The organism is Devosia sp. 1566, assembly GCF_004005995.1.
GTDB lineage: Bacteria > Pseudomonadota > Alphaproteobacteria > Rhizobiales > Devosiaceae > Devosia.
Genome location: NZ_CP034767.1, coordinates 571,414 through 596,325 on the forward strand (window position 1 = coordinate 571,414; position 24,912 = coordinate 596,325).

General features: G+C 60.1%; 21 protein-coding genes and 1 tRNA gene. 8 read left to right on the plus strand and 14 right to left on the minus strand.

The features are described 5' to 3' along the window. Positions 1-41 precede the first annotated feature (41 nt). From ELX51_RS02750 to ELX51_RS02760, 3 genes are read left to right on the plus strand one after another with little or no spacing between them, the layout of a single operon-like run. Positions 42-1,274 carry a polysaccharide biosynthesis/export family protein gene (locus ELX51_RS02750; RefSeq protein ID WP_248305312.1) on the plus strand — a complete coding sequence of 411 codons (1,233 nt, stop codon included), beginning with the start codon at positions 42-44 and terminating at the stop codon, positions 1,272-1,274. Positions 1,275-1,297: 23 nt separating this feature from the next. Then, complete coding sequence (locus tag ELX51_RS02755; RefSeq protein ID WP_127752074.1) at positions 1,298-2,068, plus strand: family 16 glycosylhydrolase; 771 nt, start codon at positions 1,298-1,300, stop codon at positions 2,066-2,068. A gap of 11 nt (positions 2,069-2,079) precedes the next feature. Then, positions 2,080-3,087 (plus strand): glycosyltransferase family A protein, encoded by a 1,008-nt coding sequence (locus ELX51_RS02760; protein ID WP_248305230.1) that lies wholly within the window; start codon positions 2,080-2,082, stop codon positions 3,085-3,087. Here the strand turns inward: ELX51_RS02760 and ELX51_RS02765 are convergent. The 6 genes from ELX51_RS02765 to ELX51_RS02790 all read right to left on the minus strand — a co-directional run bounded on the left by ELX51_RS02765 (position 3,075) and on the right by ELX51_RS02790 (position 8,773). Continuing rightward, positions 3,075-4,325, minus strand: coding sequence for an O-antigen ligase family protein (locus tag ELX51_RS02765; RefSeq protein ID WP_127752076.1), 1,251 nt, complete (start codon positions 4,323-4,325; stop codon positions 3,075-3,077). The genes ELX51_RS02760 and ELX51_RS02765 overlap by 13 nt on opposite strands. Before the next feature lie 9 nt (positions 4,326-4,334). Next, complete coding sequence (locus tag ELX51_RS02770) at positions 4,335-5,312, minus strand: glycosyltransferase family 2 protein (protein ID WP_164854726.1); 978 nt, start codon at positions 5,310-5,312, stop codon at positions 4,335-4,337. Positions 5,313-5,349: 37 nt separating this feature from the next. Then, complete coding sequence (locus ELX51_RS02775) at positions 5,350-6,015, minus strand: sugar transferase (protein ID WP_127752078.1); 666 nt, start codon at positions 6,013-6,015, stop codon at positions 5,350-5,352. 354 nt (positions 6,016-6,369) lie between these two features. Beyond that, positions 6,370-7,308: a glycosyltransferase gene (locus tag ELX51_RS02780; RefSeq protein ID WP_127752079.1), complete on the minus strand. Its 939-nt coding sequence runs from the start codon at positions 7,306-7,308 to the stop codon at positions 6,370-6,372. Next, positions 7,305-8,459 carry a glycosyl transferase family 1 gene (locus ELX51_RS02785; protein WP_127752080.1) on the minus strand — a complete coding sequence of 385 codons (1,155 nt, stop codon included), beginning with the start codon at positions 8,457-8,459 and terminating at the stop codon, positions 7,305-7,307. The genes ELX51_RS02780 and ELX51_RS02785 overlap by 4 nt, the downstream gene beginning before the upstream one ends. Before the next feature lie 128 nt (positions 8,460-8,587). Continuing rightward, entirely contained in the window at positions 8,588-8,773 is a 186-nt protein-coding gene (locus tag ELX51_RS02790; protein ID WP_127752081.1) for a DUF3606 domain-containing protein, read from the minus strand. 162 nt (positions 8,774-8,935) lie between these two features. Between ELX51_RS02790 and ELX51_RS02795 the strand changes: the two genes are divergently transcribed. Next, on the plus strand, positions 8,936-9,610 hold the full coding sequence (locus ELX51_RS02795) for a dienelactone hydrolase family protein (RefSeq protein WP_127752082.1): 675 nt from the start codon (positions 8,936-8,938) through the stop codon (positions 9,608-9,610). Further along, on the plus strand, positions 9,607-10,110 hold the full coding sequence (locus tag ELX51_RS02800) for a hypothetical protein (protein ID WP_127752083.1): 504 nt from the start codon (positions 9,607-9,609) through the stop codon (positions 10,108-10,110). Before ELX51_RS02795 ends, ELX51_RS02800 begins: the two co-directional genes overlap by 4 nt. 226 nt (positions 10,111-10,336) lie before the next feature. Here the strand turns inward: ELX51_RS02800 and rnhA are convergent, their stop codons facing one another. The 3 genes from rnhA to ELX51_RS02815 all read right to left on the minus strand — a co-directional run bounded on the left by rnhA (position 10,337) and on the right by ELX51_RS02815 (position 12,642). Next, positions 10,337-10,933 carry a ribonuclease HI gene (gene rnhA / locus ELX51_RS02805; protein WP_127752084.1) on the minus strand — a complete coding sequence of 199 codons (597 nt, stop codon included), beginning with the start codon at positions 10,931-10,933 and terminating at the stop codon, positions 10,337-10,339. Positions 10,934-11,074: 141 nt separating this feature from the next. Then, the gene (locus ELX51_RS02810; protein ID WP_127752085.1) at positions 11,075-12,139 is read right to left on the minus strand and encodes an AAA family ATPase; all 1,065 of its coding nucleotides are present in this window, start codon (positions 12,137-12,139) and stop codon (positions 11,075-11,077) included. A 2-nt stretch (positions 12,140-12,141) separates the two neighbouring features. After that, on the minus strand, positions 12,142-12,642 hold the full coding sequence (locus tag ELX51_RS02815) for a hypothetical protein (protein ID WP_127752086.1): 501 nt from the start codon (positions 12,640-12,642) through the stop codon (positions 12,142-12,144). Positions 12,643-13,148: 506 nt separating this feature from the next. On the opposite strand from ELX51_RS02815, the gene ELX51_RS02820 reads away from it, so the two are divergent. After that, complete coding sequence (locus ELX51_RS02820) at positions 13,149-14,558, plus strand: serine protease (RefSeq protein ID WP_127752087.1); 1,410 nt, start codon at positions 13,149-13,151, stop codon at positions 14,556-14,558. A 61-nt stretch (positions 14,559-14,619) separates the two neighbouring features. Continuing rightward, entirely contained in the window at positions 14,620-15,885 is a 1,266-nt protein-coding gene (locus tag ELX51_RS02825; RefSeq protein WP_164854728.1) for a DUF3883 domain-containing protein, read from the plus strand. Here ELX51_RS02825 and ELX51_RS02830 read toward each other — a convergent pair. The 4 genes from ELX51_RS02830 to ELX51_RS02845 all read right to left on the minus strand — a co-directional run bounded on the left by ELX51_RS02830 (position 15,882) and on the right by ELX51_RS02845 (position 22,665). After that, the gene (locus tag ELX51_RS02830) at positions 15,882-16,526 is read right to left on the minus strand and encodes a recombinase family protein (protein ID WP_127752089.1); all 645 of its coding nucleotides are present in this window, start codon (positions 16,524-16,526) and stop codon (positions 15,882-15,884) included. The genes ELX51_RS02825 and ELX51_RS02830 overlap by 4 nt on opposite strands. 240 nt (positions 16,527-16,766) lie before the next feature. Continuing rightward, positions 16,767-20,666, minus strand: coding sequence for a hypothetical protein (locus tag ELX51_RS02835; RefSeq protein ID WP_127752090.1), 3,900 nt, complete (start codon positions 20,664-20,666; stop codon positions 16,767-16,769). 140 nt (positions 20,667-20,806) lie between these two features. After that, positions 20,807-22,510 (minus strand): DUF6538 domain-containing protein, encoded by a 1,704-nt coding sequence (locus tag ELX51_RS02840; RefSeq protein ID WP_206524689.1) that lies wholly within the window; start codon positions 22,508-22,510, stop codon positions 20,807-20,809. Positions 22,511-22,590: 80 nt separating this feature from the next. Next, positions 22,591-22,665, minus strand: a tRNA-Thr gene (locus tag ELX51_RS02845). A 397-nt stretch (positions 22,666-23,062) separates the two neighbouring features. Here ELX51_RS02845 and murA point away from each other — a divergent pair. After that, entirely contained in the window at positions 23,063-24,355 is a 1,293-nt protein-coding gene (murA, locus tag ELX51_RS02850) for a UDP-N-acetylglucosamine 1-carboxyvinyltransferase (protein ID WP_127752091.1), read from the plus strand. 51 nt (positions 24,356-24,406) lie between these two features. On the opposite strand, the gene ELX51_RS02855 is transcribed toward murA, so the two are convergent. Next, the gene (locus ELX51_RS02855) at positions 24,407-24,910 is read right to left on the minus strand and encodes a hypothetical protein (RefSeq protein WP_127752092.1); all 504 of its coding nucleotides are present in this window, start codon (positions 24,908-24,910) and stop codon (positions 24,407-24,409) included. Positions 24,911-24,912: the final 2 nt, after the last annotated feature.

Here is a 24,912-nt window from a genome sequence, read left to right on the forward strand (position 1 = left end):
CGCGCAGCTGTGGCGACAAGGAAATTATTCCGGTGACGACCATGCCGCTGAACAGCCGCAGCTTTGCTCGAACGGCGCTGCTTGCCGTAATTTTGGCGCTGACGAGTTCGGTGCAGGCCAAGGCCGGCGATTATCGGCTTAGTGTCTCGGATCGCATTGCCATCAAGGTGGTGGAGTGGTTGCCCAGCGCCGGCGAATTCCGGGAATGGACCGCGCTCGCCGGAGAAGCGTCGATCGGCCCCAACGGCTCGGTGCCGGTGCCGTTTCTGGGCGAGGCTGCGGCGGCGGGAAAGTCGCCGGCCGAACTGGGCGGGGAGATCAGCAAGGGGCTGCAGCAGGTTTTCGGGCTCAATATCGCGCCCGATGTCACCGTCGGGATCATCGCCTATGCCCCGGTTTTTGTGACCGGCGATGTGCAGGCGCCAGGGCAGTTTCCCTTCACGCCGGGGCTCAATGTCATCAAGGCGGTAAGCCTCGCAGGCGGCGAGCGCATTTCTGCCGATGCCTTGCTGCGCGGTGAGCGGGATCTGATCAGCGCTAGTGGCAGCGCGGAAGTGGCCCGCGGCAAGCTGCACCGCCTGCTGGCGCGGCGCGCGCGCCTCACCGCCGAACTGGATGGGGAAAGCCAGGTGCCGGTCCCGTCCGAACTGAGCGCGGTGGCGGATGGGGCCGCCGTGGTGGCGGTAGAGCAGGCGATCCTACGCGCCAATGCCAGCCGGGCGCAGGCGCAGGCGGCATCGCTGCGCGAGCTGATCAACCTGCTCAATCGCGAGCTGACAACGCTGGCGCAAAAGCAGGCGACGGTGGAGCGGCAACTCGAGATTGCCCGCCGTGAGCTGGGCAATATCAAGTCACTGGCCAGCGATGGCCTTGCCGCCAATACGCGGGTGTCGGCCATTGAGCAGAATGTGGCGGAACTCGAAACCCGGCTGCTCGATATTGGCACCGCCATTCTGCGCGCCCAGCAAAGCATCAGCGATACCGACCGAAACCTTGCCGCGCTTGACAATGATCGCACGGCCGAGCTCACGGCTGAGCTGCAGCAGGTGGATGGGCAGATCGACGAGCTCAATGTGCAGCTTAATACCCAGCAAGCGCTGATCACGGACGCCATAATTTTGGGCGCCGCGCTGCAGGCCGAAGGGGATGAGCTGGTCGCTTATAGCTATTCCATTGTTCGGGCCGGCAGCGAAACCGCGGGCACCGAGACCAGTGAACTGCAGCCCGGCGACGTGATCCGGGTCACCCGCTCCATCAGGGTTGCGAGCCCATGACGCATCAATTCGGAGGTGGCACCATGCCTGCCCACACGCTGACGGTGATGTTGCTGGCCTCCTGTTTTGCCCTTGGCGGCGTTCACGCCGAGGAGCGCGAGCTGGGCGGGAGCTTTTTCGATGATTTCGACAGGCTGGACTCGGAGCGCTGGTTCGCCTCCGATGGCTGGAGCAATGGCAATCACCAAAGCTGCGGCTGGTCCAAGAACGAGATCGCGGTAACCGGGGGCGTGCTGCAGGTGGGGTTTTCCCGCAATCCGGCCGCCAACCGGCTCTATCGCTGCGGGGAACTGCAAAGCCATGCCCGGTTCAGCTATGGCACCTATGAAGCCCGGCTCAAGACCCCGCCGGAGGCGCCGGGGCTGAACGCGGCCTTTTTCACCTATGGCGGCCCGCCCATCGGCGAGGTGCATGACGAGATCGACTTCGAGATCCTGCTCAAGGACCCCGCGCGGGTGCAGGCCGGTGGCTATGTCGGTGGCAAGGGCGTGGAACTGGCCACCCCGCTGCTGCCGCAGCCGGCCGACAAGGCGTTTATCGATTATGCCTTTGTGTGGGAGCCAGGGCGGGTGCGCTATTACGTCAACGGCGCGCCGGTGCATGAATTAGGGGAGCCGGCACCGACCCCCGAGCATCAGCAAAAGCTTTACTTCAGTCTGTGGTCTACCGAAACGCTGAGCGACTGGATGGGCAAGTTCCAGGACCCCGGCGCTCCCCTGACCATGGAAGTGGACTGGGTTGGCTATACGGCCCCTGGGGAGCGCTGCTTGTTCCCCCAATCGATCACCTGCTGAGGTGCTTGCCCGTGAGCGACAGCACGCCTGAGGCCAATGCGAGCCAGCGGGGCGGGGGCCTGGCCGGCGGCGTCTGCGTGATCATTGCGGCCAAGGATGCTGCCGCAACCATCGGGCGCGCGGTGCGCTCGGCACTGGCGGAGCCGGAAGTGCGGCGCGTCGTCGTGGTGGATGATGGCTCACGCGATGCCACTGGTGAACTCGCCCGGCGGGAAGGGGCGGGGACGGATCGGGTTACGGTATTGCGGCTCGAGCAGAACCGGGGGCCGGCTTATGCCCGCAACCTCGCCATCCAGAGCAGCGACGAACCGTTCATTGCCATTCTGGATGCCGATGACGCCTTTTTGCCCGGCCGCTTCGAGCGCCTGGCGCAGTTCAAAGGGGCGTGGGATCTGCTGGCCGACGACATCGCCTTTGTGGCCGATCCTGAGGTCGTCCTCCCCGAACGTTCGATAGGCGAGCCGTTCTATCTAGGTCTGGCGGCGTTCGTGGCCGGCAATCTGGCGCGGGCGGGGGTGAACCGGGGTGAGTACGGGTTCCTCAAGCCTGTGCTGCGGCGCGAAACGCTGCTGCGCAGCGGCGGCCTCTACAACCCCGCGCTGCGGCTGGGTGAAGATTATGACCTTTATGCTCGTTTGCTGGCCCGCGGCGCCCGCTTTGCGGTGGTGCGTTCTTGCGGGTATCGGGCGCTGGTGCGAGCCGATAGCTTGAGTGGGCGCCATCGCACCGTTGATCTGCAGCAATTGGTTGAGGTGGACGCGGCGCTGCTGCGCGATCCCAACCTGCCGCAAGCGGCCCGCAGCGCCCTGCTCGTGCATCTGCGCCAAACGCGGGCCAAGTTCGAGCTCCGCCGCTTTCTCGATACCCGGCGGCAGCAGGGCCTTGCGGCAGCCTGCCGCCAACTGGGGTTGAGCGGGCCCGCCTGGGCGGCGGTGGCCGGTGGCATTGTTCGCGACAAACTTGCGACCGGGCAACCGCCGCGTGAGCCGGTGAGGCAGGGGGTGCGTTACCTGCTGTAACGCAGAGGGCTGCGGCGGGGAATTTGAGACGCGGCGCGCATGGCGTAAACCAGGGCCAGCAGCACCACCACGGTTTGGAAGCTGAACTGGTAGAACACCTGCACCTCAACCATGGAGGTGCAAAGGATCATGGTCAGGTAACCGGCAAAGAACGCATTGGCGGCAGAGGGAGCGCGCAGGCTCCAGCGCAGGGTGAGGATGAAGGCCGTTGTCAGCAGCACCACCTGGAGGGCGACGCCGACAATGCCGATCTCGACGGCATTGGACAGATAGGTGTTGTGGAAATTGAAGCCACTGCGGCTGCCGATGCCGAACTGGGCCCACAAGGCTTCGGCAGGCGCAAAGCCATGCAGCCAGAAGGCCCGAAAACCCATGCCGAACCATGGCCGTTGGCTGATGAAATCGAGCGCAACCGCCCAAAGCTCGGTGCGGCCGGTCAGGGTAACGTCCTTGCCCGAACTCTCGAGCACGAGCTGCATGATCTCGTTCCAGTATGCGGCGATCAGCAGGGACATGGCGGCAGCGAGCATGAGGAGGGCGGCGGCAAGCACCACCCGGTGCGTCGGAGCGAACCAGCGCATGAGCTGCACAATCATGATCAAGGCTGCTCCCGGCAAAACCACGATGATGGCCCCGGCCGATTGGGCCAGCACGATCAGCGGCAAAGCGAGCAGCAGCCCGGCAAGCCCGCTCCAGCGTTCCAGTGCTGAGCCGGCCCGGTCGCCCAGGGTGGCGAGGGACGCCAGGAGGAAGACGGACACCGCAGCGGCAAAGGCATTCTTGCTGCCAAAAATGCCGACCCAGGCGCCGATATCGGCGCGCACGCGGCCAAACAACACGCTGGCGATCATGGTGAGGAACATCACGACAAAGATCGCACGCAGGGCAGAGCGCGGCGGCACCCGAACGGCAATGGTGATGGCAATGATGACCGTCAACCAAAGCTGGATGGCACCGCGAAAGGAGTCCGGGGGCGCTTCGGACCACAAGGTCGATGCCAGGCAATAAAGCGGCAGCAGCAGAATAAGCCAGAAGCGCAGGAGGCCCTGGATGTTGTGCCGCAGATTGCTGAGCACCAACACGGCGCCGCAGCCAAGGAACAGGAGGATGGCCCGGCTACCCAGCAGCGGATCGAGTTGCAGGGCGCCGAGGCAGATCGCGCTCAACAGGGCGGCGAGATTGAGGCGCATCTGCCAGCCAAGGCTGAAAGCGCGAGGGGAATGGACTGCGAGCGTCATGGCGACAACTCAACCGAATAGGACGACCGGGTGTCCCCTTCGGGCGAGCCGTTCGCGCACAGAAACAGCGAGGCGGCGGATGAGAGCGGGCCGGCGCAGCACCGCATTGGCGGCAGTGCCGAACCGGCGCTGTTTGAGTGCTTCGACCAAGTGTTCATAGGCCAGTTGCTCGCTCAAGATCTGGCGCCGGTGCTCGAAGGCAGCCCGGATGCCGGGAGATGTTGCAGCGTAAACTCGCGCAAGGTCATCATGGCTCTGCAGCATGGCGCGCGCAGTATTGGTCGACAGCCGATGCGAGAGCGACGCGCTATGCCGCCGGTAATGATAAAAGCTCTGCGGCGTGACGCAAAGCCTTGCACCCTCCAGCACCAGGCGCAGCAGCAGTTCGTAGTCCTCCCCAATGCGCAGCTGTTCGTTGTAGCGCGCGGTTTTGGCGAACTGGCGCCGTATCATCGGCTTGAGATAGCCGAACTGGACGCTGGCTCCGCGCGCCGCCGCGCGTTCCGTGATCAGCATTTCGGGCGTGATGGTGGTTGGTTCCGACAGTTCCAGGCCGCCGAGCAAGCGGTGATGCGGCGCCGCTCCCTCCATAAAGAAAGCCAGGTCGTCGGCGACAATGTCGGCCTGAAAGGCACGGGCCAGGTGCAGCAATTGCGCCAGTCGGTCGGGCTCGATCAGGTCATCGGCATCCACAACGGCAACCCATTCGCCCCGTGCTGCGTCGAGACCCGCATTGCGTGCGGCTGCCGGCCCGCAATTCTGTGGTAGGGCAAGCAGCCTGAGGCGAGCATCGCTCGCGGCAAGGGAGCGGATGATCTCGACGCTGTTGTCACGCGAGGCATCATCCACCACGATTAGTTCCAGCTTGGCATGACTCTGGCCGAGCACCGATTGGATCGCGGCGGCCAGAAAGGGTGCGCCGCAGTGATTGGCCATGACGACGCTGACCAGCGGCTCACACCCCGATTGCACAAGGTGCCCGGTCACCGGAGGTCCCGCCCCATGGGCCGGAGACCACCGAAACTCACCGGCTGCCCTTGCGCACGAGCACGACGACGAGCGTGCGCAGCAAAATGCTGAGATCGTTGGGCATCGACCAGGTGTGGACATAGTGCTCGTCGAGCGCCACGCGGCTGTTATAGTCCAGATCGCTGCGGCCGCTGACCTGCCAAAGCCCGGTGATCCCCGGCCTGGCGCTCCAATAGGCCGAGATCGCGTCGGCATAACGGGGCACTTCGGCCTGAACGATCGGCCGCGGGCCGACAAGGCTCATCTCGCCCTTGAGCACATTGATCAGTTGCGGCAGCTCATCGAGGCTGGTGATCCGCAGGAATTGACCGAGGGGCGTGATGCGGGGGTCAGCGCAAAGCTTTTGGCTGGCGTTCCATTCGGCTCGGGCCCCCGGCGAGGCCTCCAGATGGCGGGCAAGCACCTCGGAGGAGTTGACCACCATGGAGCGGAATTTGAGACAGCGGAAGCGCCGCCCCTTATAGCCGATCCGCTCATGGGCGAACAACACGGGACCAGGATCCCAGGTGGCGATCATCATTGCAATGATGAGCATGGCCGGCAGCGCCAGGAACAGCAGGATGGCGGCCGCGCCTATATCGAAACTGCGCTTCAGCTTGCCCCCGCGCGGCAGTTCCGAGAACGACGAAATTCGGGAAACATCAGAATTGACCAGCGACATTCGTGCCTTGCCTCAACCATACCGACGCGACCCCAGTCCGGATTGCTTCCGTGGCGTGCTCCACCGGCGGCCCATCTCGCCCAAGGCGGAATGAACGCGCTGTTGGCACCAGGCAGAAAGTAATCCTCGAAGACAGGGTGATATGCGTCCCAAGCCGCGAGTTAACAAAACATGAATGAGGAAGATAAACAATGCCCAGAACGCATACGGTCTATGCGTAATTCTGGTCAACCAAGTTCATTACGTTGTTTTCTGAGCATGAATAGTACAACTACTTACAGTATTGGTGGAGTTGCGGATACTTTAACTGAGTAAAGGCGAGCGGGTGAGAAGAGGGTCTCGCATTGGCCTTCTTCAGGCGCCGTAGTGACGGGCCTGCCTGGTGCCGAAAAGGCCTCCCACGACGCCGAGATGCAGCACGCCCCGAAGCAGGTTCTTGCGCCAAGCTATGGGCGACCACGCTGTTGCGAGGGTCAGTCCCAAGCACAACGCCGCCTTGGCGCTGGCGAGCGCTACCGCTCGCGGCCGGTTCTCGCCGGTTGCGAGCAGCCGCGCTCCATAGGTCTGCCCGGAGCGAAAGCGGCGCCGGACGAGCCAGCCGAGGCCGGTGCGGCTTGCCGGAACAGGCTCATAAACCCAGGCCTCGGGCGCAAAGGCAATGTGGCCGCCCGCGTCGGTGAGGCGGTAAAAGAACTCGGTATCTTCGCCACCCGTTTGCCCCAAGCCCAGGTCAAAGCGCATCGGTTTGACGGCAGCGGTGCAGCGCAGCAGGACATTGCAAGTGTAGCCGGTGCGGATCCCGCCCCCGGTTTGAACCGGCAGGGTGGAATGAAAATCACCCACGCGCTGCCAGGCGGGCACCGAAGGCTCGTAAAGCGCTCGCACCGGGCCTAGCACCGCATCGGCCTGGCTCTGCCGGGCAGTGTCCAGAAGCGCTTTCAACCAGCCCGGCGAGACCAGTTCATCATCATCCACAAAGGCCACGAAATCGGCATCGGCATGCTCGAGGCAGGAATTGCGCGCTAGCGAGATATTGGCCGAGGGGACATGAAGGTAGAGCAGGGAAAAGGGAAAACCTGCGCGCTGCGCCTCCACCAGGGACGCTGCCGATGCGACCGCATCATTGTCGGCGACCAGCACGCGGATCTGGGCGCCGGTAGCATCGATCGCGGCGATCGAACCCAGTGTTAGGGCCAGGTGCGGCCGCCGGAAGGTGCAAACACAAATATCGACACTTGTTGAAGCGGCTGGCGGGCTGTCGACAGCGGGGACTTGTGCAACAGCCTCGCTCACGCCAACGCCCCCGCTGCCTGCGTCTCGGCGCTGCCAAGGCTCGCTAGCCTCGCTACCAGCGCGCGGCAGTCCTCGGCTCCATGGGCGAACTGGGTTGGCTCCGCCTGCGCAACAGCAGCGGCCAGCCTCTCCATCCGCTCGGGCGTCAGTTGCGCCACCATATTGTCGAGGGTCGCGGCTGCAATATCGGGCACAACTACGCCGAGGCCGTGACGCTGGAGATAACCGGCCGTTTCCGTGCCGGCCACGGCAATGGGAATGGCGCCAAACCGGCAGCCTTCATAAAGCCGGTTGGGCAGCAGCCAGGCCGAGTTCTGGCCTTCCTCGAAGAAATCGATCGTCCAGCTTGCATCCACCTCGGCATAAATCTGGGGCAGCTCGGCAGCACTGTAGGGCCCAAGAAAGCGCAGATGGGGGTGCCCGGCAATCTGCGCGAAGAAATCGCGAAATTCGCTCAGCGCGGGCCGGCCGCGAAGCACGACCTCCACCCTGCCGTTGCAGCGATCGCTTAGGGCGGCGAGCGCATCCAGCGAGCGCTGGCAGCGTAGCGCACCGAACCAGCCGATCCTGATCACCCCATTCGGGCGCATTGTACGCGGGGCTGGGGGGATGGCGCCCTGGGTCAGCAGCACCTTGTTTTCGAGGAGCAGGGAGGGAAGACTGCTCTGCGCATCGAAATAATGGCGCAGAAAGCCGGGAGAACTCGTGATCAGCAGCGCTGCAGTGCTCGACCAGTGCCGCTCCGCCGCGCGCAAGCTGCGCCCGAGCCAGTCCTGGCGCAGCAGCAAACGATGGATGTCGAGGCATTCATAAACCAGCTGGGGCTGCCGGGCCCATCGGTTTTGCAGCCGCCGCGCCAAGGGCAGCATTTCGAGATTGCGGGCAATGATCAGGTCCGGCCTGGGCCAGTTCGCCAAGCGGCTGGTGATCCGCAGCAAGCCGCGGAGGACGGCTGCGATGCGTTGCGTAAACCGGGCGTCAAAAGTGTGCCCGAGGCAAACGCAATGCCGCACATGGAGCTCGGGCACTACCGCGCCGCCGCGCAGAAAGCCGGCAACGGAAACCGTTGCGCCGCCCGCGCGCAACATGGCAATGCGGCGTGCCACCGCCGGATCGGCCAGGTTGGGAACGAGATAAACGATGCTCGGCATGGCGCGGTCTCCCGCAGCAGCACTATTGCAGGCAGCGCTCCGCACAAGCGTTCAAACGCTTAGGGAGTGCTCCGAATAGTGGCGCGGGAGGTCGGGTCCTTGCCCTTGGTGCGGCCCTTCTAGCGGGGCTAGTTGCCCTTTTCGAGCTTCTGCTCGACCTTTTTGCGGCTATTGCCGACTTCCTGAACGGCTTCCTTCACTTCCTCTTGGGAAACGCCTTCCTTGCGGGCTTCATAACGAACCTCATGGTCCTGCCCGCCAGCAACGCGTGCCCGGTCCTGGGCGCGCCCACGCGCGGTGTGTTGGTTTGACATTGCAGCCTCCTTGCTCCGTTAACCCTCTTAACGCGAGGGGGGCCCCATGTTTCCACGCCAGCAACGAAGGGCTCCAATCGCCGGCTCACGCGTTGAGTGCAACAACGCCGCCGGCTGCATCTGGCCGACATTGCGCCACGGGCGAGGCAAGGGAGTGATATTGTGGGCCAAACCATTGAACTGACGGCGAGCGACGGCGCGCGCATTGCGGGTTACCGGGCTGATCCCGAAGGGCCCGCCAAAGGCGGCGTCGTAGTGATCCAGGAGATCTTTGGCCTCAACCATCATATCCGCGCCGTGTGCGACCGCTTTGCGGCGCAGGGTTACCTTGCCGTGGCACCGGCCATGCAGGATCGCTGGGCCCCCGGCTTCGAGGTCAACGATTACGGCCCCGAGCAATTCGCCAAGTCGCGGGCCTTCTTTGGCAACTTCCGCCCGGAGCAGGGTCTTGCCGATGTGGCCGCCGCCGTTGAGGTGGCAAAGGAAGCGGGCAAGGTCGGCATCACCGGCTATTGCTTTGGCGGCATGGTGACCTGGCGCGCCGCGCATGCGGGGCTCGGGCTTGCCGCGGCCTCCGGTTTTTATGGCGGCGGCATCCCCAATTACATTGATCTGGCGCCCACCATCCCCATCGAAATGCATTTTGGCGATCGCGACACCGGCATCCCTCTCGAGCAAATCGAGCAGTTGCGCGCCCGCTATCCGCAGGTGCCGGTATATTTGTATCCAGCGGGGCACGGCTTTTTCAACGATGAGCGGCAGTCCAGCTATGACGCGGCCAGCGCCGCAACGGCGTGGCAGCGAACGCTGGATTTTTTTGCGCAGCATTTGCAGTGAGCAACGGGGGCGCCATACCCGCGCCGAGTGGAGCGCGGGAGCAGCTCGCCGCCCACTGGCACCTGCTGCAGCGCGACTTCGCCGCAAGCCAATGCGCACGTCTGTCGCTGCGCAAGGCCTGGCTCGTCGCGGTGCTGCTCGATCATGTGCCCGACCGGATCTGGGACGCCTGCATCGAGGCGGGCGCGCCATTGCCCCATGGCGCCCCCGATCTTCCCTCTTATCGCGCCTGGCTGCGCTCCAGCGCGCCGGCCTTGGCCGATATTTTCGCCCTGGTGCCGCTACAGCCGGACGGCCCACGCCTCGAACTGCTCCCGGTCGCCGTGCCGGCCGAAGCGGTCGAGGTGCTCCCGGTCGAGGACTTCATGATCAGCCTCTACAACAACAATTACATCCAGCAGCTGATGCTCACGACGGCCGCCGGTGCCATCCCGGCCCATGACCGGCTCGCAGCCGCCATGGAAAGCCTCGGCAAGGAACTGGACTTGGTCCGCCCCTGATTCGGAAGCGGCACGAGCCAGGGCGAAGATCTGTTATCTAGGGAAGAAAACTGGTGCTGCCGGACAGGATTGAATTTTGTTTCAGGTCCGGACGGTCGCTGATTTCATTGACGAAAATCGGCCGCAGTTGGTCTTGTGTGTACCAATTCTGTGTACCTGTGGCAAGCCCAGTAAAACGGAGCGAGCAAGACCCCCAGCACAATGCTGAGGGCCTTCAATCGCACTTCTAGGAATTAGCGAGGGAGGAGGAGTGGGTGCCTCCTAAGCTGGGCCAGTACGCAGCGGGCTCATCTCCCCCATAGTTCTCTCCGGTCGGGAGATCGAACCGGGCGGAAGGGCGCTCAGCGGCTTGTCTAGCTAGGGCATCGGCCCGATTGTTGATTGGGTCCTTGGCGTGCCCCCGCACCCACTCCCAAGTGACCTCCAGGCCGCAACATTCCTGAGCAAGCTGCTGCCAAAGTTCGGCGTTCTCCACAGGCTTTCCATCAGCCTTACGCCAGCCCCGCCGCTTCCAGCCGGGGAGCCACTCGGTCATCCCCTTGATGAGCAGGTTGCTGTCGCTGCGCAAGGTGATCGGTGGGAGTGGCCCGTCCATGAGGTACTCGATCTTCATGGCCCGCAGGGTCGAGATCGCAGCCTGCATTTCCATCCGGTTGTTGGTGGTCCTGCCGGGGTCGCCGCCGCAAAGCTCTCGCTCGTTGACTATGCGGTCGCCTTTGATCCACTGGACGACAGCGCCCCATCCTCCTGGGCCAGGATTTCCGACGCATGATCCATCTGTGTAGATCAGCAGGCGTGTGGCGGTACTCATCGTGTTTGTCATGTAGTTATGCCCCGGTTTGCTCCAGGGTTCCTCTTGTCGATGTTGATGATGGGTTTCCAGTTTCTCGCCTATAGAGAGAGGAAACAGGAAACGGCATTGGCGAAGGAGGGCAAAGCCCCCCTCCTGAGTATCGTCGGGGTGCTAGAAGTCGCTGTTGTCTGGGTCTTCAAGGCCACCCTCAAGGTCCACCTCGATGCCCTTAGCGGTGTCTTCCCGGAGCTGCTTCGCCTTAGCAAGGTAGCCCTTCAGTCCATCTGCAGTGACATCACCACGAGCCATGAGATGCTGTACCCGTTTGCTGATGGTGCCCTTGGTCACGCCGAGAGCCGTGGCGACCTCCTGCTGCGAGGTGCAGCGGAGCGACTGGAAAGCGTTGAGTGTCTGAACCAACGTATCCTGCTGGTCATCTTCAACGCTCCAGCCGGTTTCCTCTAAGGTCCACGTCTGGGGCGCAATGCTGCTGTCACCCTTAGCCCTATACTTGGAGAAGGTGGCTACAAACGAAGCCTTCCCAGGGGTGGAGACGGAGGGTTTCTTGAGGCCTAGGATCACCTCGAAGGTGGTGTTCAGGGCTGTGGACCCCCGTGGCTCAGCACCATCTTTCCGGGAATGGTGGACCAGGATAGTGGTGACGCCCGCCTGCTTCATGCGCAACAGGAAGGACTGGACCGTCCTGAAGGCCGAGGCATCGTTCTCGTCCTGCAATCCATCAGCGACAGTCGAGAGGTTGTCGATGATCAGGACTTCAAATCCACCCTTCTGGCACCGCTCGAGCAAAGCCATTTGGTGGTCCTGCCGTGTGATGTCGTAGAACTCACTATCGGGTGCTTGGGCTTGCCTGGGGATGATCTGCAGATTGGCCAGGGCCACTTCCCTGTCCACTCGATTCACCGCCCCGCAGCGCAAGAGCATGAGAAAACGCTCCTGTAGATCCATCTGGTTCATCTCGCCGTCCACCATCAGAACCTTGCGGGGCTGGGGCGCTGACCACTCCCACACCTTACCGCCCCCTGCGATAGCGAGCGCTAGCGACATGGTGAGCATGGTTTTGCCGACACCCGAAGCCGCCCAAATGAGACAGCTCTCCCCAGTACGAAACCATGGAGACAGAACTGCCTCCCGTGGTGGGAAGTGAGTGGCGAACAGAGCGCCGAGGGAAACCGCCTGAAGATCGCCGCAGGCTGGCTGAATGTGCACTATCGCCATGGTCAGTGCCCCTTCTCACGAAGTGTAGGAGTCCCCAGGAGCAGCGTTAGCGCTTCCTCATCACGATAGCGGCGGAGTTGCTTGTCCTCCAGCACCTTGGCAGCGATGTGCCCCCCGAAGGCAGGCAGACCGGTCTCCAGCAGGATGGTCGCTAGAGACCGCATGGTCTTGGCTGAGGTGTCCCGGTAGTAGTTCTTCGGCTTCCCTTTCACATGGTCCCAGCCAATACCGACGCTCAAGGAGGGGGCATAGCTGCGGAAGGTTCGAGCAAGTTGAAAGCCGAATGCATCGGCAGTGCCGACAAAGCGGCTGGGCTGTAGGTCATGGAGGTAGCCCACGGCCATCATGGCGATGATCACCTCACGGCGGTCGTCCCGATAACAGACCTTCTGGACCACCTCATAGGCTTCCCGGAGGTGCTTCTGAGAGGGATGCCCGTTGGCATAAGCCTGGAGGTAGAGATCGGCATCGCGCACAAGGTTGTCTAGGCGGCTCTCCAGCATGTCCCATACGGCTCGCCTAGAGCGGGTGCTGAGCCAGGCCTGAATGGCCTTCGTGCGGATGTTTAGTTCGGTCTTTCGAATGGGCTTCTGGGTGGGGTGCCCGTGGCGGCGCTGGTGCTTCTGGTGAGTGTTGCACAGTGCGGAGTATTGAGTGCGCGGTCGGCTGCACCCGAGGATTGAACAGATAGTTGTTCCTTTAAGTTGTGTGGAGATCGAAGTGGCACCCCTCCCAGAGGGCACGTATTCCCGTCGTTTTAATCGATAGGGGGGTCGGAGGTGTGAGCTATCTAGCGTGCACTCGATTTGTCCGCGTGACGGTACGTCGTCGTTAGGTCTGGGAGCGGATATCCGTGGGAGGATACAATCAGGGTCGTACTTCGATGTACGGGGCGGCTGGAGCTAGAGCCCTCGGGGGGGGGTAATCGCTGCAATTAGCCATTCGGAGTGAGGGGTCTTGCCCACCGTAAGCTACCGTTGCACCCTAAAGATGATCTTGGGGCCCGATCATGAAGCAACATCTCAAGCTGTTCACTGCAGTTGCCGCGCTGTCCTTTTGCACTTCAACCGTTCGCGCCGATTTGGAGCAAAGCTCAGTCTGGTTCATGGGGTTAAGTGACGACGAGCGGCTGTTGCTTCAATCCCGTCTGATTCTGACCGGGCACTATTCTGCACTTGCAGACGGCGAGTTTGGGCAGATGACGTATGAGGCGCTTTTGGCCATGCAACGTGAGCTGGGCGAGCGTCAGACGGGGGTTCTTACCAGGGCAGCCCAAGATGCGCTAACCGAGGCCTCCGCTGCGATCTATCAGGGGCTCGGCATGAACATTGTGTCTGACGAGCGGGGGCTCATAACCCTGATTGTCCCACAACTGCTGCTCACCGATCAGCGACCAACTAAGAGGGGAACTGCATATGGCAGCCCTGATGGATCGCTTCGCTTAGAGACCATACGAAAGCCTCTCAGCGAGCAGAGCTTTGCGGATCTCTACAAGGCGCTTAGCGCAACAAATGCCAGCAGGAGGGTGACCTACAGAGTATTTGATGAGTCCAGGTTCGTTGTTTCAGGTCGAACCGGCCCACGCTCGTTCTACGTCCATTTCACCCAAACTTCTACCGATAGCGTGGGTTACTCCGTGGAGTGGTCGGACGAGGAAACAAGACGCGGTACTATGCTCGCCACTTTCCTCGCTTCTTACTCGTATCCAACCGCGCTCTACGAAGAGCTGGACACAGAAAGCTACGAGGTCACTAAACCGGAATTATCGAACAAGCCTTCCAGCCCTCCTACGGGCAGTCTCTCGGCGGGATCAGGTTTTTTTGTTAATCAAGAGGGGCTGATCGTCACCAACAATCATGTAGTTGAGGGTTGTGCTGTGGTGACCGTGCCCGGGTATGGCGCTGCCCGGGTCATCACCGCTGACGCCGAGTTGGATCTGGCTGCCATCAAAGTTGATGGGGTGCCCGTTAGCTGGGCTGCAATCCGCACTTCGCCGGTGGAGCTTGGCGAAGATGTAGTGCTGCTCGGTTATCCTTTAGCAGACCTGATGGGCTCTTCACTTAGCGTCGGGACGGGCATCGTCTCCTCAGAGACAGGCGTGGGCGGCAGTGGTGAGTGGTTCACCAGCAACGTTGGGCTTCAGCCCGGAAATAGCGGCGGCCCGATCTTGGATGCGTACGGTGCAGTGGTCGGTGTTGCAGTCGCAAAGCTGGACGATGGAATGATGATGGCTGACTCCGGCAATGTTGCTCCGAATTTCGGCTTTGCCATCAAGAGTTCCGAGGTCCTGAGCTTCCTCAGTATCTTCAGAACAACGACCATTAACGAGGATCAGGATGCCGATGCCGGCGTCCCGTCTGTGCGAGAGATTGTCCGAGCAGCAAAGGAATATACGGTTCAAGTACTTTGTCGCGGCTAACGGCTTGCTCTCCCTAGGCCACTTATGTACCAGCCCGGTTAAAGCAAGCCTGGGGGGTTTAATGCCGCTGCTGATGACTTGGAAGCCGGAGGGTTGGCCGCACGACAATGTTCTCCGAATGCTAAAGGAGCTTGAGGATAAAGACAGTGTGGTCGAACCCTGGAAGGTGGCAGCGTTCAAAAAGGTCTTGAATAGGGATCGTGTCTGGCTCTTGAAACAGGGCAAGGGCATGCGAGGTATCTTCGGCGTCGGGGAAATAGCGGGCTCTCCGACGATGAGAACCTTTCAGCCGAACGAACGGGCCATGATGGTGCCTGTAAAGGTTACAAGGCTTGTCGATCCCTTGAAGGAGGTGTTGATCCCTCTGGAGAGGCTCCAAGAAGTATTGCGTGAGCAGCAAATCAACACGCAATCCAGCGGTATCCTTGTTGATCCTGATCAATCTGAACGGCTTGAGGAACTACTGCGGGAGCAGGACCAGGCTGTAGGAGGCGACTGGAGTCATTTAGAGGTGGAGGCCGTGGTAGCCGATTACTTCTCAATGCTGGGTGCTGAATTATCTGGGGTTGCGTACTCAAAGACTGACCACAGGCGGGCCCTCATGCAAACTGTGCGGAGAACCCCGGGATCAATTGAGCGCAAGCATCAAAACATAAGCGCCGTTCTGCATAAATTGGGCTTCCCTTGGATCGCTGGGTACAAGCCCCTGGGCAACTTCCAAGCGGCCCTGGCCGAGCAAGTGATCGCACAAATCCGACCGATTAAGACCCAGTTGGATGCCACAGTAGTGGTGCCCCGGCCGCTGGACAGAAGGTTGAATGAGGTGTTTGTGGCGCCTCCAGCAGTACCAGCAACCTCGAGAGAGACTGATTTAGATTCGTTGGTTCCCAAGCACTACGATACTGCAAAGAGGGATCAGAGAAATCGAGAACTGGGCGCCGCGGGAGAGGGGTTTGTGTTTGAGCTGGAAAAGCAACGTCTACTGCAGAAAGGCCGACTAGATCTGGCGGAGCAGGTTCAGTGGATTTCCCGAGATAAGGGAGACGGCGTAGGGTACGACATCAAGTCATTTGACGACGACGGCGCTCATACGTTCATTGAGGTGAAGACGACCCGGGGGCCGATCACTGCCGCTTTCTATCTTTCGGAGCGAGAGCGTGCCGTAGCAGCAATGAAGGGTGCTACCTACAGGCTTTACAGGGTATTCAACTGGGGACCTGAACCAAGCATCTTTGTTCTGGACGGTCCGCTCGAGAAGACGCTGCGTTTGCGGCCCACTGCTTATAGGGCGACGATTGGTGGCGGCAGCGCGGTAGAAACTGCCTAGCTGCCCTGGGCTTCCCAGCTGGCCAAAGAGCCTAGCGCTTTTGACGGTTCTGCCTTTATCCTCAGGACCGTCTGTCTGCTAAGCCCGGTCGTACGCGCAATCTCACTGGTTCCGGCAGTGCCTTTGGCCAGCATCTCCATAGCTAACTCAAGGGCTCCACGGTCATAGCTCGGCTTTCGGCCTAGGTACACGTTACCGTCGGCCTTTGCGGCTTCGATACCGGCCCGCTGACTAGCCTTCGTAGCTTCGTGTTGCGCCTGGGCTGTAGCGGCCATGAAGCCTATCAGGGCGTCCCGCACCGCCATCTGGATGGGATCCTTTGTGGCACCGTCAAAGGTCATGTTGTTGATCACGGTCCGCACCACCACGCCGCGGCGCATAAACTCCTTGATGGTGTCAGTAACGTCCACGTAGTTGCGCCCCAGGCGATCAACCCAACGCACCACCAAGGTGTCCCCCTGCCGTAGCATGTCAAATAGTCTCCGTCCTTCCGGACGTTCACGAAGCGTGGTGGTGGCACCAGAGACGCCATGATCAGCGACCACCTCATCTATGCTGAAGCCAGCTTGTTCGGCTTGGGTAAGCTGGTGGGAGAGGGTCTGATCTGCGGTGGAGACACGAGCATAAAGGATGGTAGACACGACATACCTACTGTCCGTAAGGATGGAGTCCGTTAGACAGCATGTCCGTAAAGTGGTGTCAACCCGTACGGACATAGCTTTCCCCCAATAGAAGCCAGTCCGTTGAGGTATACTTCTACGGACGACGGACGACGGGCGACGGACAACGGCGAGCGGCCTGTCCCTAGTACGGGTGCCGCTCGAAGACCGCCGTGGTGCCTTGGAGGGTGGGGACGGGGAGGGGGGCTACAAGCTCTGAGCCTACTTAGATACCCGCGCCAATTTTTCTTCCAAAACTTCCGGTGACTCCCAGATCTCCGGGTCCGATGCACTGACCGGGGCCCTCTCTATCTCACGCCATCCCGCTACCACATGCGTTAGTGCTGTCCGAACGTGGAAAAGATTGCGCGAGGCCTCTACAACCCTGTCGAGTATTGCTATTGCCCCCGCCTCCATCGTCTCGAACCCTGGCTCCAAACGCTCTGCTACCAGCAAGGCAAACGACGCCATTCCGCTGGCCTTAAACAGACGCTCCATGTGCTCAGCTTCCCTCTGCCAGATACTCGAATCATCCATTGCTGCGAGGTAGAAACCCAAAGCGGCCAAGCGGATGTGATCTGATAAGGCCGCCTCCTGGTAGATTTCGAAGAGCTGTTCTGGACGAGCCTCATAAAGGTTCAGAATCGAGGCGATCCGACGTGGCTTCTCGGATTTGCGTTTGAAGGATGGGCTAGCGAGCTCTGATGCGGCCAAGTCTAGCAACAGGGGAAGAAGCGAGGCTTCTTGAGGTAAATCCAGCTTGAACGGCATCAGTTCGCGGTAATATCTACCTAGACTGGGCCGGTAGTGAGAAAGGTTGACACCGCGGGCTCTAATTTCTGCAATCACATCAGCAAGCTCCGGCTCTGGTGAACCGAAGAATGGAACGCTCCACGGACCTACGGTCTGTTCTTTCATTCCTTCACGAAACGCCTCGAGTCCTTCAGGGGTGCCGAGGAACGCTCTTATTTGTCTGCTAGAAGATTGTACATGGGCGCCAGCCGCGAAATTAAACGCAACCAGTGGCATCTGCTTGACGAAAGACAGGTAATCAGGGTTCTTCGGATTGTCAGTGGTAAGGTATGAGTGGCTGCCGTCTAAGTTCGGCCTGACGAAATTGCTGACCCCGCAGGAGTCACAATTTTTCTTCCAACTATTGAGGTCGAAATGGTCAGTAACTACTGGGGGCAGTTCCACGAAATCATCAAAGTGGCCAGCGGTTAAGTCGTTGAGGATCTTATTTCCTCCCGGACGCTTCAGGATCACAGCAATTGACGCGGCCATCAGAGTGAAGAGGCCGCCTAGGCCGAGGATTTGGGACCAGTCTGCATCGCTTAGAGCCTCCCAAGTGCCATCGATCCCGCCCTCGCGGGCATAGATCTCAAGTATGCCCCACTTAAGTTTAGACGTTCCTCTTGACCGGCTCGGGGTATCCCGCATGGCAGATAAGATGGCCTGGCAAGCTAGCTCGGATAGCCCTGTATTACGAAGCGCCGCAGTTGACACATCCGACTTTGCAAACTGATCAAGGATGTCTCGGTCTCTTAGAAGTATCTCTCGCCAGCTAACGTGGGAGAGACGGTGAACGAACTCCTTCGCGAACCACGCCGGCCATGGCGGCGCCAGGCGGCTCCAGGTAACATCTGACGTTTGAGTTAGGAACTGGCAGAAATAGTCTGTTGAGACGCTCTCGAGCCTTTCTCTTACCGCATCAAGATTTGGGTGTGTCTCTTCAACCAATTCCAGCAACAATTTAGTTGCACCTAGTGCCTCAGCTTCAGCTTGTCCAAGAAATGTCTCTATAACGAAATCAGTCAGCCAACGCCTCGTGTGGGCGGGGGTAACGTTGGCGAGGTATCGATCCGCATCGGTGACCGCCAAGAGGGGCGCCAGGCATGTCCTGAATTGCGCTCGAACTTTCCTGTCGTCTTCGAGTACCCCCTCTTTTGCTAGGCGGGCAGTGATAATTCCACCCATAGCAAGTCTTCGCCTTATCGATCGCCCTGGTGGATCAGCGAATTCATCAATTAGTCTTAGAGATTGCACAGCTACGGCAAGCTCACCTTTGCGATCGGTGCTGACTAAAGCGCTGAGCAAGAAATGCGTTACCTCCCGCCAGTGGGAGTCGCCGACAATAATTGAGAATCGTTCGCTGAGTTGATCAATATCCACTCCCTCATAGATGTACTCTGCGGCAAAGAACTCCTGTAGCGGGCGTATATCAAACCTAACAAATTCGCCGTTCTCGGGGGTACTAACAAGTACTAGCCGATCGGTCGTCGCCTCCATCAAGACCGCGACCGTTTCCTCGATGTCGTGCTCCTGGATGGAGATCACAGAGCTCCGAACTACATTCTGGAACTCAGCTCTTGTGAGCGAGGTTTGAGCGCCCTCGCTTGTCTCGGCTCTCTTGTGCAACTCGAAGCCGAGGCGGTTGTGGAGCACCTTCAACAGCTTATCGCCTTCACGCAAAACGGCGTTTAGACGACGGTCAGGGAGGTCTCGATTAGCTTCGCGGCGCTTGATTACTCGATAAAAGGTGGTGAACAACTCCCACCGCTTTTCCGGAGGGCGCCCACCGTCTCGCACTACCACTGCCATAATGTGGGACTGCAATGGGGTAGTCATAATCTCCCGTACCGCAGGTGATTCCAGCGCCTGGCTCAGGGTGTGGATATATCGGTCCGCTTCTTCCCTCGATCTGTCTACTTCCAGCACGGGAGTGGCACATTGAAGTGCTTCCTCTGGCAAAAGAGGAGCCAGCTCGGCCACGGTAGCGCCCAGTTGGTTGAACTGGCCTGAATAGCCCTGCGGTCTAGAGGTGCAGACTATGAGGGCGTCGCAATCGCATTCGACCAGTACATCATTTACGAAGTAGGTTATTGCCTCGGCAACTGCGTCTTTGACATCTCCCGGGACCTCATCGAGCCCGTCAAGTATCATAAGCCAGCGCCCGCCCCCGAACGCCTTCTTCAGGGTACCGGCGTGCACCATCTGAGCTAAGCTGGAGCCGATTACTTCTACGAGGTAGGCAAGAATTTCTGGTGACTGGCCAGGCTGCCGCTGCCCAAACCACTGGGCGAACTGTCTCAGTTCAATGGTGACAGGTATGCGCGGAAGCTCCGGAAACGTCCCGAGCTTGCTCGCTGCTTCGCGCACCCTGGTCGCTAAACGCTTGACGGGAGTGGCAACTGATATTTCACGAGAAAGGATGAGAGCCGCGCGGTTAATCTGCGCGAGATATTGCGTGACAGTTGATTTTCCCTGGCCCGGTCCGCCTTTGATAAACCAGACTCGACTTCTTTGCGGAGCCTCCATCCATCCGTTTAGATGGTCGCCATAATTGTCGACGTCGGAATTTCTGTATGGCCTGGCGGCGGCGAAATTGATACTTGCCGCTATCGGTGTCGTCCTGCGGGCGTCGGCGTGCAACCATGGTAGGTCAGTGAATAGTTGGTCAATTCCCGGACGTGTGTCCTGCGCGGAGCCTGCCTGTTCAAGCTTTGTATGTTGTTGCGAGACGAACTGCGTTGCAACGAGGTATCGAACTATTTCCTTAACTGACGCACGGTCTTCGGAGATGCTGTCATAAAGCCTCGTAAGAACCTGGCCTGGGGTAAGGAACTCTGCGTAGTAAGATGAGATCTCCGGCCTGGATGCAAGGTAGGTTAGGATCTTCTGCCCGCCCCATATATCAAACCGCTTAGCTAGTTTTGCGTTAGCCTTCTTGACCAAGGCGCGGGCCTTGTCGAAGCTACCCGTTTTCGCCACGGCTGTCGGATCTATGTTGGTAGCGATGATCCACACATCTGGCCACTCTCTGTCCGAACCAGCCCTCTCGAACTCTTCGAGCTCGGCCTCAATCTGCTGTATCAGCCATTTCTGGGGATCGCCTGCTGACGTCGGAGCTCTGAATTTTGATTGAAGATACCAGGTCCCGGACCACCTGTCAGTCTGACTCGGGTACGGTGCCGTCCCCTCAAAAAGTCCATCCCTGCCACCGTCTGGCCCGGGACCAAATCCTGTATGTCCCGCGCCTAGAACAGACATGGCAACTGAGTTCACCAGGTGTTCGAAAGTTGTCGGCGACAGCCTTGAGAGTTCAATAGATGGAATCGGCATATGTTTTACCCGTTTTGATTAAATTGTTCAATTTGCACGGGTTAGGCAACGGGAATTCATAGCAAGGCCGATTGCGCGGCAGTAATCAATCGGCGGGTAAGGAAGCGTAGCCGGTGCCAAGTGCTTCCATGCTAAACACGCTATGTGCGGTTGTGTTTGTGAGAAGCGCTATTAGAGGCTGCTCCGATGGCGAGCGGGCGCACTTTCGTGGTAATGGGTCGCCAGCCGGTGTCCTCAACTTCAAACCTGGGAAGTTTATTGATTTCGGCATTCAGCACTGAGGGTGGCCAGTCGCCGTAGGTCTCACGGGCGTCTGTCTGGGATCGGCTGCCCATCATGTAGTCGCGGGCTTCCTTGTCCATCTTGGCGCTCCGGCTGAGGGTAGTGAACGTATGTCGCCAGGCATGGTTTGGCCGGTTCAGCGGTGCCGCAATTCCAACCTCATTCTTGATCCAGTCCGACACCCGGGCAGCGCTATCCTTTGACCGGTGGTTCTTTGGAGCTCCTAGTTCGGTACCTTCAGGGTAGGGCGTGTAAAAGGCGGGACCATCGCCGATCTGTTTAAGCATCTCCAACAGTCCCATCTCAAGGAGATGCTCATGGATGCCTACTGCCCAAGCGTTTTTTCCCTTCGTGCTGCCATCATCAGGGGTGACGAGCAGGTATGGCACCCCATCATCAGCCCTTAAATTCCGCCCCTGAAATTGCGTTACTTCGCTAACCCTCATCCCTGTGTAAGCGCAAATCCAAGGCACCCAGAAGATCGCCCGTTGGTAAGGGATAGAAAGATCCTTAGAAGTGCCTCTGAACGTTGCGCGAAGGATAGTGTGGGCTTCATCGATAGTGTAGCCTTTGGACCTATTGATGACTGGAGGGTCCCGCTCGTCTCGGATACCATCAGCTACGTTGACCAACAGGTCAAATTCCTTCACGCCGTGGTTCAAAGCTACCTTGAGGCTGGTTAGGTACTGGTCATTGATGGTCTTCTTTGCAAGACCGCGCTCTATCAAGTTGTCACGCCAGCGCCGCACATCAGTCTTCATGATGCGCTTGGCGTCGTCATGGCCGGTCAACTTCACGAAGTCCCGAAGGCAGCTTCGATATTTTTCGAAGGTGTCGGGTCGCTTTGATTGCGTCTTTTGCTTGTGGTCGATGAGCGCGAACAGGGACAATGCAGTAGCAGGGCGTGGGCTGTGCTGAGTCGATTCAACGAGGGGGTACTTGTCACCCCGAGCGTCCAGTCGAAAGTCACCCCCCGTCCTTTTGGTCAGCAACTCGGCGGCATCCCGCAAGGCACGCTCAAAGTGCTCCAACAACTTGCGGCGAGTTTTCTCCGTCACCTTGAGCTTTTGACGCCTGAGGGTGGCATCAACAAATCCGCCGAAGCGGCTCTCCATTGCCTTGTAGTACCTTTGTTCCTCGGTGCCGATGAAGGGATAGGTGGTTTCGCCATTCGCCGCCCTAGAGTTTTCTTCAAGCAATCGGGCCCAGATATCTGGATCACCAGGATCATCTTCCAGCAATTCAAATGCTCGGAAGGCCTCGCCCGCTAGCGCCACTACTTCTTTAAGTGTCAGATCCTTCGGCGCACTATCGAGCATCGTCCATACGGCTTGAAACTGCCCAAGCGCCTCTGCCGCCCGGATCTTGGCTTCTGCAGGGCTCTTGGTGCCCAAGGAGACTTTGATGGATTCGCCCAGCTTGAGCCGGGAGCTCACTCCAGCGATCGTCACCTCAACGATCTCGCCCTTAGCAAGAGGCAGCAGCTTGGCTGGAACTCGTTGACGAAGCCAATAGACGCCGGTGCGGGGATGCTTAGTTGGACTAGCCATTGAAAGACTCACGTGTACCACCTCTGTGTACCAACAGATGCGGCAGAATCATCAATCAAATCAAATAGCTGAACCCGAACAGCGGGTTAAACTGGTGCTGCCGGACAGGATTGAACTGTCGGCCTCCCCCTTACCAAGGGGGTGCTCTACCACTGAGCTACGGCAGCATTGGGTGGTTGCGGGGCAGTGCCCGGCGACCGCGGCTCTACTGCCATAGGCCTTGGCTCGACGCAAGGCTAAAAAGCTTTTATAGGCAAGCTTCACTCGTGTTGATCACCATGACCAAATCCACCCAAGCCCTCCAACGTGAGCAAAGATTGGCCGCAAAGCTGCGTGAGAATCTCAAGCGCCGCAAAGGTCAGGCCAAGGCTCGGGCCGATGCGGACACGCAGGCGCCCCCTTCTGCGCCGGCAACACCGCCGGTCAAGGATCCGTAAACCATTTTCAGGCGAACTATCTTGCCTGTTTCCACCGGTGCCGGCCCACAGGCTCTCGCTTCGAGGCCCGGGCAGGCACCACGCTCGCTTCCCGGGGTTTGCGCCCCACACCCAGGATTTCTCCCAAATGGATCGCATTCGTCTGGTCGGCGGCAATGAACTGCGGGGCGAAATCCCCATCTCGGGCGCGAAAAACGCCGCCTTGCCGCTGATGATCGCCTCGCTGCTGACCGATGAGCCGCTGGTGCTGCAAAATGTGCCGCGCCTGGCCGACGTCAAGCAACTCGAGCGTATTCTCGAGAATCACGGCGTCGATATTGCCGTGCATGGCCGCCGCCGCGGCGAGGAAGACGCTGTTGGCCAGCGCATGACGTTCCTCGCGGCAGATATCGTCGACACCACGGCCCCCTACGACCTCGTCAGCAAGATGCGCGCGAGCTTCTGGGTGATCGGCCCCTTGCTGGCCCGCTGCCACGAAGCGCGGGTTTCACTGCCCGGCGGCTGCGCGATCGGCACGCGCCCCGTGGATTTGTTCCTGTTCGGGCTCAAGCAGCTTGGCGCCAGCATCGATATCGACGACGGCTATGTGGTCGCCCGCGCCCCCAAGGGTGGCCTACGCGGTGCGCATATCGTTTTTCCCAAGGTTTCGGTTGGCGCCACCCACACCATCCTGATGGCAGCCACGCTCGCCAAGGGCACGACGGTGATCGAAAATGCCGCCCAGGAACCCGAGATCACCAATGTCGCCGAGTGCCTCGTCGCCATGGGCGCTGACATCACCGGCATCGGCACCCGCACGCTGACCGTGGTCGGCGTCGACAAACTCCATGGCGCCACCGTGGATGTGATTCCTGACCGAATCGAAACCGGCACCTTTGCCATGGCCACCGCAATGACGGGCGGCGATGTGCTGCTGCGCGGCGCCCGCGCCGAGCACCTGCAGTCAGCCTTGGGCATTCTGGGCCAGACCGGCTCGGAGATCATCATCGAGGACAAGGGCATTCGCGTGCGCCGCAACGGCAACGGCATTCAGCCGGTGGATGTGGAAACCGATCCTTTCCCGGGTTTTCCGACCGATCTGCAGGCCCAGTTCATGGCGCTGATGACCATGTCCACCGGCGTATCCAAGATCCGCGAAACCATCTTTGAAAATCGCTACATGCATGTGGCCGAGCTCGCCCGCTTTGGCGCCGATATCCATGTCGATGGGCAGGTGGCCACCATCACCGGCAAATCCCAGCTCAAGGGTGCCCAGGTCATGGCGACCGATCTGCGCGCTTCGGTGTCGCTGGTGATCGCCGGGCTCGCCGCGCGCGGCGAAACCGTGGTGAACCGCATTTACCATCTGGACCGGGGTTTCGAACGCCTCGAAGACAAGCTCAGCCGCTGCGGCGCCGAGATCGAGCGCATCGCGGGCTAACTGACGAGGGCCGGTTCTGTTGTGAACCGGCCCTATTTCTTGGCAAGTGCCTCAGCGGCAGGAGGTCACATCCACCAGGGCGTCCCGCTCGCGCGGGCCAACAACGCTCACGAGCTCGATCCGGAATGGCTTGCCAGATAGGGCAATCGCCGTAGCGCGGTGATTGCCGTCGAGGATGAAGTGCTCGCTTGGCGCGAACCGGTAGGTCGGCAGTTCAAGCTGGAGTGGCCCCGGGCTGCTTGCCCACTGCGCCACGAAATACTCGACGCTCGCCCGGTGCTCGGCCGGTATGCGGGCGAAGTTCTCCACCACATCGCCCATCCGCATCTGCTGCGAGGCGAGCCAGTGCAGGAAATGCGGCATGATCCGCCCGAGGCTCTTGCGGAAAAATGTATGAAAGCCGAGCAGTTCCTGGCGATTGGTCAAAATCCGACGCTCAATGGGCCAGCGTTCGGCGGCGAATCGCTCCCAGTTCAGCCCAACCGTGATGTCGGGAAACTGCTCCCGGTAATCTGCGGCGGTCAACTCGGGAGGGGGGAGCAGTGTTTGAGTCATAG